The organism is Rhodococcus sp. CX, from assembly GCF_015865005.1.
GTDB lineage: Bacteria > Actinomycetota > Actinomycetes > Mycobacteriales > Mycobacteriaceae > Rhodococcus.
Window position 1 is genome coordinate 92,848 of record NZ_JADZGH010000061.1, and the last position, 17,917, is coordinate 110,764.

The 17,917-nt window shown below is 64.7% G+C and carries 18 protein-coding genes and 1 pseudogene; 2 read left to right on the forward strand and 17 right to left on the reverse strand.

The window, feature by feature from the left end; all coding sequences use genetic code 11:
* Positions 1-32: 32 nt before the first annotated feature.
* The 7 genes from I0Q12_RS06410 to I0Q12_RS06440 all read right to left on the reverse strand — a co-directional run bounded on the left by I0Q12_RS06410 (position 33) and on the right by I0Q12_RS06440 (position 6,799).
* Entirely contained in the window at positions 33-1,025 is a 993-nt protein-coding gene (locus I0Q12_RS06410; protein WP_197251135.1) for an ABC transporter substrate-binding protein, read from the reverse strand.
* The gene (locus I0Q12_RS06415) at positions 973-1,674 is read right to left on the reverse strand and encodes an amino acid ABC transporter permease (RefSeq protein WP_307846064.1); all 702 of its coding nucleotides are present in this window, start codon (positions 1,672-1,674) and stop codon (positions 973-975) included. Before I0Q12_RS06415 ends, I0Q12_RS06410 begins: the two co-directional genes overlap by 53 nt.
* Entirely contained in the window at positions 1,644-2,303 is a 660-nt protein-coding gene (locus I0Q12_RS06420) for an amino acid ABC transporter permease (RefSeq protein WP_197251137.1), read from the reverse strand. Before I0Q12_RS06420 ends, I0Q12_RS06415 begins: the two co-directional genes overlap by 31 nt.
* The gene (locus I0Q12_RS06425) at positions 2,293-3,057 is read right to left on the reverse strand and encodes an amino acid ABC transporter ATP-binding protein (RefSeq protein WP_248674769.1); all 765 of its coding nucleotides are present in this window, start codon (positions 3,055-3,057) and stop codon (positions 2,293-2,295) included. The genes I0Q12_RS06420 and I0Q12_RS06425 overlap by 11 nt, the downstream gene beginning before the upstream one ends.
* 154 nt (positions 3,058-3,211) lie before the next feature.
* On the reverse strand, positions 3,212-4,510 hold the full coding sequence (locus I0Q12_RS06430; protein ID WP_307846065.1) for an acyl-CoA dehydrogenase family protein: 1,299 nt from the start codon (positions 4,508-4,510) through the stop codon (positions 3,212-3,214).
* The gene (locus I0Q12_RS06435; RefSeq protein WP_197251140.1) at positions 4,458-5,561 is read right to left on the reverse strand and encodes an LLM class flavin-dependent oxidoreductase; all 1,104 of its coding nucleotides are present in this window, start codon (positions 5,559-5,561) and stop codon (positions 4,458-4,460) included. The genes I0Q12_RS06430 and I0Q12_RS06435 overlap by 53 nt, the downstream gene beginning before the upstream one ends.
* Positions 5,562-5,569: 8 nt before the next feature.
* A complete protein-coding gene (locus tag I0Q12_RS06440; RefSeq protein ID WP_307846066.1) occupies positions 5,570-6,799 on the reverse strand; it encodes an acyl-CoA dehydrogenase family protein in 1,230 nt (409 codons plus the stop codon).
* A 309-nt stretch (positions 6,800-7,108) separates the two neighbouring features.
* Between I0Q12_RS06440 and I0Q12_RS06445 the strand changes: the two genes are divergently transcribed.
* Positions 7,109-7,429, forward strand: a complete 321-nt coding sequence (locus tag I0Q12_RS06445) for a hypothetical protein (protein WP_197251142.1) — start codon at positions 7,109-7,111, stop codon at positions 7,427-7,429.
* Here I0Q12_RS06445 and I0Q12_RS06450 read toward each other — a convergent pair.
* From I0Q12_RS06450 to I0Q12_RS06475, 6 genes are all read right to left on the reverse strand, one after another.
* Positions 7,387-7,848: an Rrf2 family transcriptional regulator gene (locus tag I0Q12_RS06450; protein ID WP_248674234.1), complete on the reverse strand. Its 462-nt coding sequence runs from the start codon at positions 7,846-7,848 to the stop codon at positions 7,387-7,389. The two genes, I0Q12_RS06445 and I0Q12_RS06450, sit on opposite strands and share 43 nt — an antisense overlap.
* Before the next feature lie 440 nt (positions 7,849-8,288).
* On the reverse strand, positions 8,289-9,668 hold the full coding sequence (locus I0Q12_RS06455) for an MFS transporter (protein ID WP_197251143.1): 1,380 nt from the start codon (positions 9,666-9,668) through the stop codon (positions 8,289-8,291).
* 54 nt (positions 9,669-9,722) lie between these two features.
* Positions 9,723-10,733 carry a 2Fe-2S iron-sulfur cluster-binding protein gene (locus I0Q12_RS06460; RefSeq protein ID WP_197251144.1) on the reverse strand — a complete coding sequence of 337 codons (1,011 nt, stop codon included), beginning with the start codon at positions 10,731-10,733 and terminating at the stop codon, positions 9,723-9,725.
* Positions 10,730-11,746 (reverse strand): PdxA family protein, encoded by a 1,017-nt coding sequence (locus I0Q12_RS06465; RefSeq protein ID WP_197251145.1) that lies wholly within the window; start codon positions 11,744-11,746, stop codon positions 10,730-10,732. Before I0Q12_RS06465 ends, I0Q12_RS06460 begins: the two co-directional genes overlap by 4 nt.
* Positions 11,743-12,213: an aromatic-ring-hydroxylating dioxygenase subunit beta gene (locus I0Q12_RS06470; protein WP_197251146.1), complete on the reverse strand. Its 471-nt coding sequence runs from the start codon at positions 12,211-12,213 to the stop codon at positions 11,743-11,745. Before I0Q12_RS06470 ends, I0Q12_RS06465 begins: the two co-directional genes overlap by 4 nt.
* Entirely contained in the window at positions 12,210-13,475 is a 1,266-nt protein-coding gene (locus I0Q12_RS06475) for an aromatic ring-hydroxylating dioxygenase subunit alpha (protein WP_197251147.1), read from the reverse strand. Before I0Q12_RS06475 ends, I0Q12_RS06470 begins: the two co-directional genes overlap by 4 nt.
* 92 nt (positions 13,476-13,567) lie before the next feature.
* Between I0Q12_RS06475 and I0Q12_RS06480 the strand changes: the two genes are divergently transcribed.
* Positions 13,568-14,374 (forward strand): IclR family transcriptional regulator C-terminal domain-containing protein, encoded by an 807-nt coding sequence (locus I0Q12_RS06480; RefSeq protein ID WP_197251148.1) that lies wholly within the window; start codon positions 13,568-13,570, stop codon positions 14,372-14,374.
* A gap of 325 nt (positions 14,375-14,699) precedes the next feature.
* Here the strand turns inward: I0Q12_RS06480 and I0Q12_RS06485 are convergent, their stop codons facing one another.
* The 4 genes and pseudogenes from I0Q12_RS06485 to I0Q12_RS32140 all read right to left on the reverse strand — a co-directional run.
* A complete protein-coding gene (locus tag I0Q12_RS06485; RefSeq protein WP_197251149.1) occupies positions 14,700-15,677 on the reverse strand; it encodes a PDR/VanB family oxidoreductase in 978 nt (325 codons plus the stop codon).
* Between the two features lie 2 nt (positions 15,678-15,679).
* Complete coding sequence (locus I0Q12_RS06490) at positions 15,680-16,186, reverse strand: hypothetical protein (protein WP_197251150.1); 507 nt, start codon at positions 16,184-16,186, stop codon at positions 15,680-15,682.
* Positions 16,183-17,370 carry a zinc-binding dehydrogenase gene (locus I0Q12_RS06495; RefSeq protein WP_197251151.1) on the reverse strand — a complete coding sequence of 396 codons (1,188 nt, stop codon included), beginning with the start codon at positions 17,368-17,370 and terminating at the stop codon, positions 16,183-16,185. Before I0Q12_RS06495 ends, I0Q12_RS06490 begins: the two co-directional genes overlap by 4 nt.
* A 62-nt stretch (positions 17,371-17,432) precedes the next feature.
* Positions 17,433-17,917 (reverse strand): annotated as a pseudogene (locus I0Q12_RS32140) (aromatic ring-hydroxylating dioxygenase subunit alpha); the annotation flags it as partial.

Sequence of the window (17,917 nt, forward strand, 5' to 3'; positions counted from 1 at the left end):
CCCAACGGGTACCCGTCCCGATTCAGCCGTGACTACAGGAGGTTGGGCTCACCGGGATCGGCGAGTTCCGGATCCAAGTCGTACTTTTCGAGCGCTTCCGTAATTGCTCCGCTGGAACGAAGCTCGCTGATGTCGGCGTTCAGAGCGGTGGTGAGCTCAGGGGTGCTGTTGTTGGTCGGCCACGTCGCCTGTCCCGGTGCCGTCGAGGCCGTGACCCGAGAATCGGCGGGCGGCATGACGCCGGCGACTCCGGAAACACCCTCGGTCAACGCGTTGTACCCGAGACTGCTCATCACCACCGCGTCGAGCCGCCCGGCCTGCAGATCCTGAACCGCATCCTGGAATGTTTGGTACAGCTTGAAATTGTCGCCGAGCAACTTCTGGAAATCGTCGTCCCAGAGTCCTCCGGTGGAACCGCCGAGGCGGAGGTTGTCGCTGACCAGCTGCTGGATCGAGGTCACCGTGCCTCCCTTGGAAACGATCTCGAGTGCGTCCTTGTAGATCGGATCGGTCAGGGTCGTGACCGCTGCGCGCTCGGCCGTACGGTAGATGTCGCCGACCGTGATGTCGGCGCGGCCGGACTGCACCGCCGGGATGGTGGCAGCGTAGGAGCCGAGGGGAAGCACCTTGATTTCCAGGCACTCCCACTCGGCGATCTGCCGCAGCAATTCGCCCTCGATGCCCACGAGATTGCCGGAGCTGTCGGTATAGGCCGCCGGCTCGTAGGGGGCGAGGGCAACGGTCAGCTCGCCCTCGCTGACGGTGCTGAACTGATGTCGCGGAGTGCACTCCGCCGCACCGGCGCCGGCCGTCGAGGCCGAGTCGCCGGAGCCGCAGGCCCCGAGTGTCACGGCTGCCATCACCGCTGCGAGGGCGACGGCGCTGAGTTTTGCGGGCTTCATTCTCGTGATCCTTACTGGTGGAGCGTTGGACAGTGGAAAAGGTGTTCCTGGAGCGGCGCCATGGATGGCGTCAGGCGGCGGCCGCCACGTGACGCCCGAGCCGCTTTTCGAGTAGACGGACACCCGCCGCGCTCGGCAGGGTGATTGCGGCGTACATGAGTCCGGCGAGGCTGAGCACCTGCATGTACAGGAAGGTGCTGGCCCCGATTCCGTAGGCCTGGGCCATCAGTTCCGGCACCGCGATCGTGAACGCCAGGGACGTGCCTTGGAAGATCAAGATCGCGAAATTCAACAGCGGCGGGATCGCGATCCTGATGCCCTGAGGAACGATGACGTATCGGAGACGATCCGCTGTTCGTAGCCCGAGGGCACGCGCTGCATCTTGCTGCCCGTGCGGCACGGCCGCGAGTCCGGAACGGAAGATCTCGCTGGTGTAGGCAGCGGTGATCACGGCAATGCTCACCACCGCGGCCACGAAACTGCTGAACGTGATGTTCACCTGCGGCAGCCCGAAGTAGACGAGTTGGCGTACGACCAGCATCGGGGTGCCTCGTGCGATCTCGACGATTCCGACGCAGGCCCACCGCAGCGACCGGCCCTTGCTGCCGACACCGATCGCGAGCAACAGGCCCAGCGGCAGACCGACCGCCAGCCCTACGACTGCCAACCGGGCGCTCACCCAAAGTCCTTGCGCCAACGGGCCGATTTGCTGAGCCCAGTCGTGTAGCAGACCGCCGCCCATCACGCTACTGTCCATTTCTGATGCAACCATCGGTCGAGCCACCGTGAGAGAGCGGCGACGGGGAGGCTGAGGACTATGTACAGCCCGGCGGCCAAGGCGAAGATCGTCAGCCCTTTGTACGTGTTCTGCGCAGCGATCTGGGCGCGGTAGGTGATCTCGGCGACGCCGAGGGTCGATGCAATCGCGGTGTCCTTGAGCAGGCCGATCAGCAGAGTGGCCGTCGGCGGAATCGCGACTCTAGCCGCCTGCGGCACAGCAACGTCGAGGAACAGGCGTCGCTCCGACAGCCCGAGCGTCCTTCCGGCTTCCCACTGGCCTTTCGGGACCGCCGCGATCCCGGCGCGGTAGATCTCGGCCATCATCGCCGCAGTGAGGAGCCCGAGCCCGAGAACCGCTGCGGCGAACTGGGAGAAGCGGATTCCGGCTTGAGGAAGTGCGAAGTAGATGAGGAACAGCCAGGTGATCATCGGAATTCCACGGGCAAGGTCGATGATCATGACGGCGAGTCCACGCGTCAGACGGAACTGCGAACGACGCGCCAACACCAGAGGGACGCCGACTACGGCGCCGATCGCGAACGATGCGACCGTGAGTTCGAGGGTGAGAGGGATTCCTCCGACGAGGTCCCCGAACTGGTCCCAACCATTGCTATCGCTCATGGAGTGCCCCTAGGAACTGTTGTGTCCGTGCATGAGTCGGATTCCTGAGCACCTGTTCCGGCGGTCCGGACTCGATCGCCCGGCCATCGGCCATCACGAGGATACGATCGGAAACCTCTTCCGCGAAGTGCAGTTCGTGGGAGACGATCAGCATCGTCATCCCCTCGTCGGCGAGTTCCCGCATGACCGCGAGCACCTCCAGGCCCAGTTCGGGATCGAGCGCCGAAGTCGGCTCGTCGAACAACATGACCGAGGGGTCGAGTGCCAGCGCGCGGGCAATCGCGACGCGCTGCTGCTGGCCACCGGACAACCGTGTCGGATGCTGCGCCGCCTTGTCGGCGAGTCCGACGCGTTCGAGCAGGTCGAGTGAGCGGGCGTTCGCTTCCGCTTTGGAGCGTCCGAGCACACGAGTCTGGGCGAGTGAGACGTTCTGCAGCACGCTGAGGTGCGGGAACAGATTGAACGACTGGAACACCATCCCGACGCGGCGACGTAGCTCGGCGAGTTCCTTGCCTGCCACGGTCGTTCCGTCGGCACCACGTACCTGGATTCCGTCGACCACGATCTCTCCGGCGGTCGGTGCGTCGAGCAGGTTGATGCAGCGCAACAGACTGCTCTTGCCGGCTCCGCTGGGGCCGATGATCGCCAGAACCTCACCCCGTGCCACCGTGAGCGACACGTCGGTGACCGCGTAATCGTCGGTGAACTTCTTGCCGACGCCTCGGAGCACTACGGCGCCCGGTGAGGAGTCCACAGGCACAAGGTGATTCGGTCCGATGGCCGATGTGTGCGCTTCTGACATGTCCTATCCGGCTTTGTAGGGTTTCTCGGTCTGTTCGCTTCGTGCAGTGGGTTGTTCGTGCTGTCGTAACCGGCGTCGTGTCCTGGCCGGCTCACACGAGACACCTTCAGAACACGAAGTCGGGAAGAGTGCCGCTCCCGATCGCGGAAACGACTTCGGCTCCGGCGGTGGCGTACGCCCACTGGGCGGGATCGTGCAGCGTGTGAGTGCGGGCGTCACGCCAGTAGCGGTTCAGATTGAGTCGTTCGTCCGCGGCGCTGCCACCACACCATGCGAAGACCTCGCTGGAGATCTCGACAGCGAGTTCTGCCGCCAAGCCTTTGACCTGTTCTGCAGCGACCACCGCCGCCTGCATGTCGACATTCTTTTCGGTTCGAACCGCGTATTCGAGCAGTGATGCTGCGTGTGCGAGCAATGCCCTTCCCGCATGGACGCGGGCCGTTGCCGCGCCGACCGAGCGCTGGACGAGCGGATCGTCGCCGGCGTGCCGGAAGCCCCGTCCGGGCGCCGGTCGAGCACGCTCTGCAAGGAACCGCAGTCCGTCGGCCAGGGCACCCTCTGCAGTTCCGATGTCGATCGCTGCGTGTAACAGGCGACCCACGTAGTGGGTCGCGCGGCGGGACTCGGCCCCGGCCCAGGGACGGATCACGTGTGTGTCGGGTACGCGAACCGCGGCGAAGGTGACAGTGCCACTGCCTGTCGACCGCTGCCCCATGCCCGCCCAGTCGTCGGTCACGGTGATCCCGTCTCGCTCGGTCCTCGTGAACCCGAGCGACATTGTGTCGTCACTGCCGCGTACCGCGACCCCCAGCCAGCTCGATCCTGGTGCGCCGGTGCAGTAGTACTTGCTTCCATCCAGTTCCCAAGTGCCCTCGTCGGTTTGACGGAACAGTGTCGAATGCTGTGCGCCGTCGGCTGCGCCACGCTCCGCGATAGCGTTTCCTACGCGGCCGCCGGCGACGACATCAGGGAGGAGCACCGACTGCAACTCTGTTCCACCGTCGAGGAGCACCGCGTCGACCAATTGGAAGTGCGGCTGCAGTGTCTGCGCGACGGACGCATCGGCGGTTGCCAACAGCCGGATCACCTCGATCACAGCGCCGGCTCCTGCACCGGCGCCGCCCCACTCGACAGGTATTCCAGCAGCGAGTAGGCCGCTGGACGCCACTTGCTCGAGTGCTGCTGCGGGGTACCTGCCGGCGCGGTCACGTTCGGAAGCTGATGATCGCAGCTCGTCGGCCAGTTCCCGGGCAACGTCGAGTACATCTGCGTCTCCGCGCAACACCGCCGCTGAGCCGTCTCGGTCGAGAACCGGCGGCTTGTCGTCTACGTATGCAGAACTCATCGCTTCACTACTCCACCAGGCCGAGTTTGCGGAGCTCGGGGACGATCCCCTCGCCGACATGAAATGCTTCTTCGTCGCACGGATATCCGGACAAGATGAACTCGTCGATCCCCAGTTTCCGGTGGTACTCGGCGAGGCGGGACGCGACCTCTGCGTAGCTCCCGACGAGCGCCGTTCCGGCACCCGGTCGGACGAGTCCGATTCCCGCCCAGACGTTGGGGTAGATCTCGAGATTGTCGCGGTCCCCCTGATGCAGAGCGCGCATTCGCTGGAGCCCGACCGCACTCGACTGTGCTTGTGCGCGTTGCTGGTGCGCGATCGTCTCCGCGTCGACGTCGGCCAGCAGTGCGTCTGCCGCCTGCCAAGCCTCAGCGCTGGTCTCACGACCCACCACGTGGAAGCGGATTCCGAATCTCACCGACCGCCCCGCAGCGGCGGCCAACTCTCTGACGGTGTCGAGGTGGTCCGCGAGGTACTTCGTGGGGGGTTCTCCCCAAGTCAGGTACACGTCCGCGTGCTTTGCCGCAACCCGAAGTGCAGCATCGGATGAGCCGCCGAAGTAGATCTCCGGTCGCGTCGTCGGGGTGGGTATCGTCCCGCCTTCCACCCAGAGGTGATCCCCGCGAAAGTCGAAACCTGGACTGTCCCATACCCCTTTGAAGATTGTCAGAAACTCGTCGCAGCGGGCGTAGCGGCCGTCCTTGTCCAGCGGGTCCCCGAACCGCCGTTGCTCGACATCGCTGCCACCGGTGACGATGTTGATCAACAACCGTCCGTTGCTGTGGCGTTGAAAGGTGGCAGCTTGCCGAGCGGCCAGCGCCGGACTGATCGTTCCGGGCCTGAACGCGACGAGATATCGGAGCCGGCGGTGGATCTGGCTGAGCGCCGCAGTGCTGATCCACGCGTCTTCGCAGTAGGTGCCCGTCGGTGTCAGGACCGCATCGAAGCCGTTCGCTTCGGCCGCGCCGGCAACTGCGGAAAGGTACTCGAGGTCCGGTTTTCGTGTGCGGCCCAACTCCAGGTTGCCGCCGACCGCGACGGTGGTTCCGGACTCGTGCGGCGTGCGACCGTCGCCGTTGGTGGGGAGGTACCAGTGCAACTTGATGGACATCAGGTGACTCAGATCAGTACGCCGGCGGGAGGCAGGGTGCCGTTGAGCGTGTGGTTGCCGATGTGTACGTACTTCCAGCGCGCGGGGTCGTGCAGTGAGTGAACACGAACGTTTCGCCAGTGCCGGTCCAGGCCGTACTTCTCGTCGGTCGAACTTGTGCCGGCCAGTTCCAGGACGCCGGTAGCGATTTCCGGACCGAATTCCTGCGCGAGCGCCTTGGCCTCGGCAACGGCAAACGATGCGGCGGTCGCAGTCTCGTGGGTGAGCGGAGTCTCCTCGACCGCAGTCTGGACGGCGCCGGCCGCCCTCTCGAGCAGCGCCTCGAGCGCATGCAGGCGCGTCGTGAGTTCACCGAAACGGCGCTGGATATGCGGCTCCTCCGAGGCCGGTGCGTCGTTCCACTCGACCCAGGGACGGGTCTTGCTGCGTACGAAATCGGCTCCGTCCTCGAGTGCGGCACGGGCGATTCCCACGTCGATCGCAACATGGAGTGCCTGATCGAGAGGCGTGATCACCGACGCGGCAGGGCTTTTCGGGTTTTCCGGAGCTTCTCCGTAGTCGATCGCCCTGCCGTCCGGGATGAACACGGCATCGAACGTCACCGCGCCGCTGAAAGTGGTGCGCTGACCGAACGACGACCATTGGTCGAGGTCGAGCGTGAGCCCATCGGAATCGGGTGTGACGAAACCGAGGAGTCCGCCTCGGTCGCCGTACTTGGCGTCGACGCTGATGAGCCCGGCGCCGAGGGCGCCTGTTGCGTAGTACTTCTGGCCGGTGACGACCCACCCGCCACGGGCGTCGTCGCGCTCGGCGCGCGTGTTGCGGTTCCAGCCGTTCTTGGTGCCGCGCTCGGCAGATGCGTTACCGAGGTGCGCGCCGGCGAGCACCGTGTCGTAGATGAACCGACGTGTCGGCTCGTCCGCGTCGGTGCGGGCGCATTCGAGAAGCACGAAGTGGGCGAGAACGAGCTGAGCGACAGCCGGATCGGCGACGGCGATGCGGCGGAACACATCGATCACAGTCACGAAGTCGAGGCCGGAGCCGCCGTACTCTCGGGGGATCCAGATGCTGAGCAGCCCGGTCGAGGCGAGGTCGGCGAGTTCGGCCAGCGGCTTCGTCTTCAGTCGGTCACGCTCGATCGAACCCGGGCGGATGCGGTCCGCAAACTCGTCGGCAGCGGCGAGTGCCGCTTGCGCGTCTGCGAGCAGGGGAGGGGTGGAAATGGTCAGCGAAGTCACGTCCCGGACCATAGCAGACTAAAATGGTCTACTTAGTCAGGTACGAGCGCTCCTACTTATCGGCGATGGATCGGAATCTGTGGCCGACGCTCGGTGGAGGGAGCCGCCTTCCCTGACGGACGAACCAGGCATCCGAGTCTCTGATCAGGGAATATGTCGGATTCGACACCGGAATCCTCGGCCCCGATACCGATGGATCGGACGGCAATGAGCGAGCGGATTTCTACACCCATCCACACGCCGCGGCATTAAATATCATCCTGACGATAATTCTTCTGCCATGAAATTCGTCTGGCTAACGTTCCGGCTATGTCGTCCGCTCTTCAGTTCATTCGTAGCGACTCTCTCCAACCGGCACTTGGACGCGCTGATGCGCAGCCCGCGCTGCGGTCGGCGTCAGCCGCCGTGATTCCACTGGAGTTGGTCTACGACCGAACCGACCCGGACGCCGAGCAGGCATGGATCGAAGATATCTATCACTGCCCCGACACCGATCGCGTCTGGCTCTTGCTCATGCTGGGCGATGGTCAGGCAGCCGATCTGAAATTGCCGGAGGACAGTTTGGCCTGGCTCGACCTCCAGGTAGGTCAGATCGTGCTCGTGAAGCCCTTGGCCACAGCAGTCACCTGATCAGGAATCTCGCCTCGCACGACATCGGCGAGGGATACCGCGCCGAGAACTGCTTGTATGTTCGCCTCGAGTGCGATCCACACGGTGCTCAAAGCCTGTGCAGCCCCCAGATAGGTGGAATCGGCCGGATTGGTGCCGTGAATATCGGCGAGCGGGCCGTCGATGGCTTCGAGAACATCCGCGATCGTGATCTCCTCGGGCGCGCGCGCGAGGAGGTGACCGCCCTCCGAGCCGCGCACACTCATGATCAGCCCTGCCTGCCTCAACTCGGAGAGGATCTTGATGAGAAACGGCCTGGGGATGTCCTGCCGAGTGGCGATCGCCTCCGAGCTGACCGGCCGGTCGCCGGCATCCGCCAATTCGACAACCGCCCTGATCGCATAGTCGGCCCGAGCAGAGATGCGCACGTCCAGGGACACTATCGCATAGGACGCCCGAGGTCAGATCGGCACTGATCCGGATCCACACCCGCCCTCACCGCAACGAGGCGCAGTGCCCGAAATGCGACACATCGTGCTCACCCCGGCGCCGGAGCGCGATCCCTGCAGATGCTCGTCCGCCGACACCGTCTTCGTGTATCCGTTCGTATGCCTGCAAACTCCACGCAGTGGCATGCGATCGGCAGCGCAGCCACGACGCCTGCTGCCACCCGACGAATTCGCGAGTTCCTGCCATTCGCGATCTCCAACGAGAACCACGGGCAAGGGCCGCCCTTCGAGTTCGTCGACCTGGCGGTGGACGAATCGGAGGCGGCCCTTGCCGGGGCGGGTTGTACCCGCACTCTCACGTGAGGGTGTACGCGGACATCCGATGGCGGAGCAGCCCTGGTTCCGACTCCTCGGCGTGTCGCCGACTCGTACTACTTGTGGGCCAGCGAGTGACTTTCGGCCGACGTGCGGTCGGGGTGTTTGTCGTTGCGGACCCATCGGCCGAGGAGCAGTACCGCGCCGCCGGCTACGAGCATGGGAACCGACATCGCGTAGAAGACTGCGCTGGCGGACCATCCCATCCCGAGGGCCGCTCCGACCGCGATCGGCCCGACGATTCCGCCGATGCGGCCCACACCCAGTGCCCATCCGACTCCGGTGGAACGCATCGATGTCGGATAGAAGACCGCGGACAGCGCGATGAGGCTCTTCTGCCCACCGCTGATGCACACACCCGCAAAGAAGTTGGCTGTCAGAAGGACCCACAGCGGTGCACTCAAGGCGAGACCGGTCAGGGCGACGAATGCGAATCCGACGATGTAGACCGTTCCGAGGGTGAGATACGCACCGAGTCGGTCCATGCAGGGTCCGGTGACAAATGCGGCAGCGATGCCGCCGACAGTCGTGAGGGTGGTCGCGGTGACCACCGTACCCATGTCGTACTCCAGGCTCGTCATGATCGACGGTAGCCAGCTCTGCAGCGCGTAGAACTCCCCGAGATTGATGACGAAGACCAACCACAGCAGCAGGGTTCCCAGGACCCGGTCACGGGTGAACAGGTTCCTCAGTGCAGTGCGCTGTTCGTCGGCCTGCTTCTCGGCCTCGTAGGTGATGTCGGGGGCGGCGGCGAGGCCGGGATCCATCCTGCGGAGGATCGCCTTGATCCTGTTGGGCTCGGCACCTTGTTGGATCATCGAGGTGAGCGAGTCCGGCAGGAAGCGCAGCAACGCCGGGAGCAGCAGGAGCGGTGCTACTGCGCCGACGACGAGCACCGACCGCCAGCCGAAGATCGGGATCAGCCAACCGGAGACCAGCCCTGCGGCGACGAATCCGAGGGAGAAACCGCAGTAGATCGCCAGGACGAAGGTCGCTCGAAGGCGCTTGGGGCTGTATTCGCCCGTCAGTGCGATGGCGCTCGGCGCGGCAGCACCGAGCCCCATTCCGGTGATGAAGCGCAACGCCATCAGTTCGGTGACGTTCTGCGACCAGGCCGCAGCCAACGTGCCGAGCGCGAAAATGACTGTGCTCGTGAGGATCATCCGGCGGTGGCCGAACCGCTCGGACAACGGCGAGAGCGCCAGATAGCCGACCATGAGACCGGCGAGGGCCGCGGAGAAGATGGGCCCGAGCACCTGTTTCGACAGGTCCCACTCCTCGGCGATGTGGGGCGCCATGTAGCTGATGCTCTGGGTATCGAAGCCGTCGATGAACATGACCAACCCACACAGGGCGATCACGATGTACTGGTATCGACTCACCGGCCGCGAATCGATGAAATCCGGCAGTGTCACGCGCGATGGTGCGATGGACATGAGTGCCTCACAGTGTCTGATACCGGGGTTTCCGGATGTGGTCGTGGTAGCGGATCACGCGGTGACAACGGGCTCGCCCGACGGTACGAAGGCGTCGCAATAGAAGTTGTCCGGCGCCAGACCGGCCTCGTGGACAAAATCCTCGCGTGCCGCCGAGGTCATTGCGGGACTTCCGCATGCGTAGACCTCGTGGCTGCTGAGGTTGGCGTAGTCCTCGAGCACGGCTCGATGAACAAGCCCGGTGCGTCCGGTCCAGTCCTCGGCGGGATCGGACAGGACGGGAGTGAAGGAGACCCGATCCGAAGCCGAGGCCCATTTCTCGGGCAACTCGGGAAGGTAGATGTCCGCCTGTCGGCGTGCGCCCCAATAGAGATGCAGCGACCGTTCTCCCCCACGTTTGAGGTGGTCCTCGATGATCGACTTCACCGGGGCGAAGCCGGTGCCGCTGGCGACGAAGATGACGGGCCTGTCCGAGTCGGGGTTCAGCGAGAACTCGCCGTAGGGCAGCTCGATCGTCAGCCTGGCTCCCTTCTCGAGCGTGCCGAGCACCTCCTCGGAGAATCGTCCGCCCTGCACCTGACGAATGTGCAGTTGCACTCCGTCGTTCTCGTGCGGCGGATTCGCCATCGAATAGTTCCGGCTGTCCCCGTCGTCGAGAAAAACCTTGAGGTACTGCCCGGCGGCGAATTTCGCACGCACCCCGGTGGGGAGACGCAGCTGCACGACAGCGACATCGGGCGTCGGACGGGTGATTCGATGAACCTTCGCGGTGAATTGCTTACGTACCACCCTGTCTCGTTCGGTGATCCGCTTGGGTGTGATGACGACGTCCGTGATGGGCTGCGCCTGACAGAACAGCACTCCGCTCCGGGGGCCTTGAGCCGTCCCACAGCCGTGCACCTCGAGACTGCCGGCATCGAGCGCACCTTCACAACTCGAACACACGCCTTTACGGCACGAGTACGGGATCGCGTATCCCGCGCGTTCCGCCGCATCGAGCACACTTTCGTCGGGTTCACACGGAAAGGTGATGTCCGATCCCGTGACGGTTACCTGGTAGGTCATGACGTGACTCCTGCGGTTACGTGTGATTGGAGGCGGGTGGCGGTGGCGCCGACCAGCCGCACGGCCGCGACAACGGCGTCCGCATCGGCTGTTCCCATGCCGGCGATGTCGAATCCGGCCCCGTGCCCAACGCTGGAGAACCGCACTCCGGCGCCGATCGTCATCGCGGCCGCACTGCGTCCCGCAAGGAGTTTGACGGGAATATGACCCTGATCGTGGTACATGGCGACGAACGCGTCGAAGCCGGTATCTCTGAGCATGAGGTCGGCCCCGACCGGTCCCGAGGCATCGATCCCTGCGGCGCGCAGCCGCTCCACCGCAGGCGCTGTCACCCGCAGATCCTCGTCGCCGAACAGACCCCCTTCTCCGGCATGCGGATTGATACCGAACACTCCGATACGCGGGGACGGGATGCCCTGTTCCTGAAGGGCCCGCACCAGAGCGTGTGCCGCCCTGTGCACGAGCTCCGGTGTGAGGCGCCCGAGCGCATCCTTCAACGATTCGTGCAATGTTGCGTGCACGATGCGCAGACCGGCGCCGACGAGCATCAGGAACACTTCGTCGGATCGTGCGCCGACGAGTTCGGCCAGCAGACGCGGATATCCGGCGAAGGAGATACCGGCGGCATTGATCGCGGTTTCCGAGTGCGGGCACGCGACGATGCCACGGGCTCCGCCGCCCTGCAGGCAGCGCACCGCCCGTTCGAGGTACGCCACGGTTGCTTGCCCGGCTTCTGCGCTCACCCGGCCCGGGGCGAAAGCGCCGGCCGGCAGCGAGTCGACGGGGAGCACGTCGACCACATCGGCGATGGGTGCGCGGTGGCCGTCGACTGTCTCGCGGACCGTCATGCCGGCCTGGCGGGCGAGCGGTTCGACGACATGCCGATCGCCCACCAGAACCGGATTGAATGCGGGATGTTCCTGTGCTGCCACGACGGCTTTCACCGCGAGTTCGGGGCCGATTCCGTTCGGATCGCCGATCGTGAGCAGGACCCGCGGCGGGGACCCACTCATAGTGGCAGCGCCAGCAGGGTATCGATGTTGGTGCTGTCGCACACCACGACTCGTTCGGCAATCTTCAACTGGCCGTCCACCTCCACGTACCGGTCGACATACCGTCCGCTGGTGAAGATGTCGGATTCGCCGTCACGCATCACCCGCACCACCAGGAAGCTGGTTTCGGCATGGATACCGTCACCGTTCTCGTCCAGGACCAAGGGCTGGCCCAAGATATGACGGTATGTGTGTCGTTCGTAGATGTTGGCCTCGCGCAGTGCCGACACGCGGTCCACGAGCATCCGGCGAGTGTTGGCCCACACCAGTCCTGCAGGCAGGCCTTCGCTGTAGTTCTGTGCGGTGGTAATCCGGTACATGCAGTTCTCGACGAAGAAGTCCGGCCACCGCTCGAGCGGCCCCTCGTCGATGCAGCGGGAATAGTCGGCCTGTACGCGGCCGATTCGCTGGAAGTCGTTCATGCTCATGCCTCTTCCTGTCGGTTCATCGCGGTCCGGTATGCCTTCCAGAAGCCGCGTACCGATGCCTCGGTGACACGGCTCTCGCTGGATTCGGCCAGACTTCCTCCCATTTCGAGCACCGCCGACTGGCTCGCCGCACCTGCGATTCCGCGCTGCACAAAGCCTCCTACGCAGCCGTCCTCCATCGAGATGTAGCCTGCGGGGCCCACGAGGTTGGACTGCTTGAGGCGGATCTCCCGCTGCTCGGGCGTGTCTTCTTCGAAGCCGAGGTACGTCCAGTTCAGTCGGGTTCGCTCGACCCCGGTCGGCAGGATCTGGCGCACAGCCACGGAGTTCTGGATCTGTTGCAACACGAAACCCGGGAAGACGGAGAGGATCTGCAGCGTCGTATCGTCGCCGACCTCGCTGAACCCCTCGAGCAACGTCGGATCGGCCAGTTTGTAGGCACTTTCGGACCGGATGTTCTGATCCGCGTACGCGACGTCCTTCTCGGCGTCTCGGTCGATCGCCGAGTAACTGACGTGGTGGCCGCCGCTCTCGTCGACGATGATCCCGCCGCGCTGCGACAGGCGGTTGAGTTCGAAGGTCGTGAAGAACAGGTGCAGGATGCTGGCGTGGTAGGAGTCCTTGACGTTCTCCACGTACAGCTTCCAGTTGTTGGGAAGGACCTGGGTGAAGCGTCCGATGATCTCGGGCGTGCGCCCACCGAGGACCCGGGCGATCCGACTCGTGATCTCGTCGCCGAGATAATCCTCGATGTCCGGCACGTCGTCGGAGAAACTCCCGAAGACCAGACCGTGGAGGACGGCGATGCGCATCTTGCGCGGTCCGTGTTCCTCCATGCAGAACGAATCAGGCATTCCCCCTTTGCCTTTGATCCCATCCTTGAACGCGACACCGGTCAGATCGCCCTGAAGGTTGTAGCTCCACGCGTGGTAGACGCATGTGAAGTCCTTCGTGTTTCCGCGGTTTTCCAGGGCCAGCAGGGCACCGCGATGGGCACAGCGGTTCTCGAAACCGTAGAGCTCACCGTCGCGGTCACGTGCCACGATGACCGGTGTCTCACCGACGAAGGTCGAGCAGTAGTCTCCCGGGCCGGCCACCTCCGCCTCCAGGCACAGGTAGCTCCAATACGGGCCCTGAAACAACTTGGTCTGCTCGGCGGCGTAGACGTCCTGGTCCTGGAACACCCGATACGGCACCCGGGTGAGGTCGTCGGTCCACTCCACCGGGGTATCGCGGCCTGCGTCGACAACGCTGCTTTCCATAATTTCTCCTCAGTCTGGACAACCAGTCGGGACATCAGAGAATTCGCTCGCCGGGGCTTGACAAGCCCCGTCCTTGTTCGTATAACGAACCAATGAGCAATTCTCGAACAATTAAGCCGGACAACGAAGGAAGTGTCAAGGGTGCTACCCGCGCCCCCGAAGGAATGGCCGGACTGGCGAAGGGACTGGCAGTCATCGAAGCCTTCGACATCCGCCACCCCCAACTGACCGTCACCGAGGCCGCTCAGCGGACGAATACCTCCCGCGCCGCGGCGCGGCGCTGCCTGCTCACCCTCGTCGAGCTCGGTTACCTGACCCACGACAACGGGAACTTCCGGCCCACACCCAGAATGCTTCGGCTCAGCGGCGCCTATCTGGACACCGCGCCCCTGCCGCAACTTGCCCAGCCGCAATTGACCGAGGCCCGCGATGCGTTGGACGAGTCGGTATCGCTCGCAGTTCTCGAAGACGGATGGTCCCTGTTCGTCGCCCGCGCCGAGGCCACACGGATCGTCTCGACCGGAGTCCGTGTCGGCGCCAAACTACCCGCCCACAACTCGGCAACCGGTCGAGTACTACTGGCAGGACTTGCCGACACCCAACTGGACGACTACCTCCGAAAGTGCGACCCCCGGCCGCGCACACCCCGGACGCTGACCGATATCGAGGCCATCAGGGAACGAATCCTGACGGCGAGGGAGAGCGGCGCGGCCTACACCGACGAAGAAATCGAACTCGGCATGCTGTCGATAGCCGTACCTGTCCGGACTGCCCGGGGCGAGACCGTGGCGGCAATGAGTGTCAGTGCGTCCACCGCCAGAACCACCCTCCACGACCTCCAAGACACAGCCGTGCCCGTACTGAACGAATACGCCGAAAGGCTCGGCCGGCTCCTGTGAGATCCACCCTCGCAGCGCACCCGGGCAGCACTGCGCGCGCTCCGCGAGCGCGAACCCCGATCACCGTAGTGCACGCACCCCAACGAATTGGGTCCTGTTGACGGCGTTCGAACGGTGGATGATTTCGGCGCTCGAAACATGAACGGTCGGAGGCAGTTCGATCTCCGACGTTTCCGGTGGTGGTGCGGCTGCCGATCACACTGTCGACACTTCTGCCCGCCGCAGATTCCATTCCACCCGCTGAAATGCGAGTGCGGGTGTCCCGTCCCCTGATTCGAAACCACGGGAACAGCGGACACCCGGCTCCTCGCAACATCGTGGAACGTCAGGCGTCGAGTACCAGTGTGGGCGTGCGGGAGCGTCCGACGCAGATCATCATCGTCTCGCCTTTCTCCCGGTCTGCTGGAGAGAGGATCGAATCGTGGTGTTCGGGAATTCCGTCGAGCACGCGCGTTTCGCAGGATCCGCAGAAGCCGTCCTCACAGGAGTACAGGATGTCCGGGTTCGCTTCGAGGACGACTTCGAGGAGGGTGCGGTCGGCGGGCACCTTCAACGTGCAACCGGTACGGCGCAGTTCGACCTCGAATTCGTCGGACGACTGTCCTTCCGATGCTTCGGAATCCGCAGCACGGTCGGTCCCCGCGGCGGGAGCACCGAACCGCTCGAAATGAATCGCTTCGTCACCGAGTACCGGACCGCACACCGACTTCACCGCCTGCAGTAGCCCTTCGGGACCGCAGCAATACACGGCGGTGCCGGCCGGAACGTGGGCCAGGGCGGCTGCCAGGTCGAGGTTACCGAATTCGTCTGCAGGACAGACGTTCACCTCGCCGAGACTCCAAATCTCCTCCACGAATGCCATAGTGGCGCGGCTACGGCCACCGTAGAGTGCGGACCAGTTGGCGTTCTCCCGCGCCAATTGTCGCGCCATCGCGAGAATGGGAGTGATCCCGATTCCCCCGGCGATCAGGAGGTAGTGAGAGGCGGGCTCGAGGGCGAAGTGGTTGCGGGGGCCACGCACCGCGAGGAGGTCCCCCACGCGGACACTGTCGTGGATCTCCTTCGACCCACCGCGTCCCTCGTCTTCTCTCAGGACGGCGATCCGGTAGGCAGTCTTGTCCTCGGGGTCACCACACAGGCTGTACTGCCGGACGGTCCCGGAAGGCAGCACGATGTCGATGTGTGCTCCGGGCTCCCATTCGGCGAGGGCGGCCCCGTCCGGGTGCTCGAGGGTCAGTGACAACACGCCGTCGGATTCGAGTCGTTGTTGCCGGACCAACAGGCGGCTGGTCTCTTGTGTCATTTTCAGATCCTTGGGGTCGAGAGAGCTGGCGCGTATGCACCCGGGGTGCGGTATCCCCCTTTGAGAACGTCGACGAAGGCGGTGGCGAGGGAGACCTGCGTGATGGACACCAGCATGTCGAGTTCCATCCGCAGTACCGCCATCGCTTCGGCGCCTTGTGGACTGTCCCAGTCCTGTTGGTCGATCAGGACACCGGCGAGCAGGTTGCCCGACTCGCGGGCCGCTTCGGCCATCGTGGTGGCGAAGCCTATGGGGACCTGGGGTAGTACCGAGCCGATGAGAATGACCATGTCCGATTCGGTGACCAACTCGTCGATACGACGTACCGTCGTGGTCTCGGCGTTGATGTCGCGCACGGCTGCCTCGGTGGGCGAGTGCGCGGTGACGACGTCGACATCGGTCAACCCGGCCCGAGCCATCTGCTCGACCATGTCGTCACCGGACTTTCCCAAGGGCACCAGCAGTATTCGTGCTACGTAGGACAGCTGGCGGGGTGTCGTCTCGCTCATGACAGCGTTCCTCGTTTCTGATTGTTCGGGCGGCGCAACTGTGGTCGGATCACCACGTGGGGACTCACCGGCCCCTGTCCGGTGGCCATCCGCCCCAACATGTCGTCGACCTCGTCGAGGCCGACGTCGACGGAGGGCACGATCTCCAAGCCGGATCGCCCGCCGGCGAGAAGTTCGATGCTGCGCGTGACTGCCTCGGGAGAACGGCCACGGACACCGACGATGGTGTTGGCGCCGCGCACCAGGGATTTGAGATCGAGTTCGCAGACCGGCGTCGAGCCCAGTCCGCCGATGACCAACCGGCCCCGCTTGCGCAGCACGCGGGCGGCGGCCGCAACGGCCTCTCCGCCGAGTCCGACGGTGTCGAGGAGTACATCGGCTCCGTCGCCGCCGGTTGCCCGCATGATCAGCTCGGGAAGGCTGTCATTGTCGTTGATCACCGGCACCGCACCGAGCGATTCGGCGATCTCCAGGCGGCCGGCCGACTCCGGCACCCCGATCACGACGATGCGGGCGGCGCCGACGGCCCGGGCCGCGGCTACCGCGGAGATGCCGTGGTAGCCGGGGCCGATGATGACGACGGTGGAGCCCTCCCGGGCGCCGCCCGCGTCGACCGTCCAGTCCAGCGCGTTGGCGAAGGGCTGCGTCCACGCCGCGAGATCCGCGTCGAGATCCGCCGGTAGGCGGTACACGAGACTGTTCGCGCTGAGCTGCATGTATTCGGCGTTGCCGCCGTGCAGGCCGGACCCGTCGTCCGCCGGGACCAGACCCACTCTCCGCTTGCCCACGAACAGATCGGTGTGAGGGCACAGGCGGTAGTCCCCGATGCGGCACGCCGGGCAGTCCTCCTGCATGCACGGCAGGTATTCCTCCAACGCGACCCGGTCGCCGGGCCGCACGTCCCACGCGGCCGACCGGGTCTCGTCCACCGAGACGACGGTCCCGACGACGTGATGGCCGAGCACTGTGGGTGAGTCCAGTCCGGCCCGGTAGAGACCGACATCGGTGCCGCACACCGCGGAGGATTCGACTTCGAGCCAGCCCACCGCACCGACCGCTGCATCGGAGTCGAGGTAGCGGACGGTCGTCGTCGTGTCGGGCATCGACACCGCGGCGCGGACCATCTTCGGCGGGCCGGCTACCGAGCGCGTCGGGGTGATGTCGATGTCGGCGCTGTTGGTCACGACGGACTCCTTGTATCTCGTTGTATCTCGCTGAATCTCGTTGAATCTCGTTGCCGGAGTGGTCAGATGGAGACGAAGTCTTCGCCCTCGACCATGCGAAGCGCATCCTCGGCACCCTCCTGGAAGGGCGTTGCTTTCGGCAGCAGGACCGAGGTCGACCGCACACGCTGATGTTCGGGATTCAGGCCGGGCAGGGTCTCCGCTTCGAGCTCCTCGAGGGCGGCGAGCAGTCGGCGCCGGGCCAAGATGATGCCGGCGTCGGAGGTTCCGAGCCGTTCCTTGGTGCGATCGCAGATCGCGCCCATCGATTCCTGCAGGGAAAAGTCCTGGGCGGCAATGCCCTCGATGCCGGAGAACGTCTTCTTCTGCTTCTGGGCCTCGCGGTCCATCAGATAGTCGTTGTCCTTGTTCGCCAGCGTCCGGTAGGTCCCGGGGATGTACTTGGCGTGGATTCCGTCTCCGTTGCGCATCGACGCGACTTCGTCCTCGCGCAGTTCCCGGGTGGGGTGGTAGTTGATGCTCCACGCCCAGCACGTCTCGTCGTCGA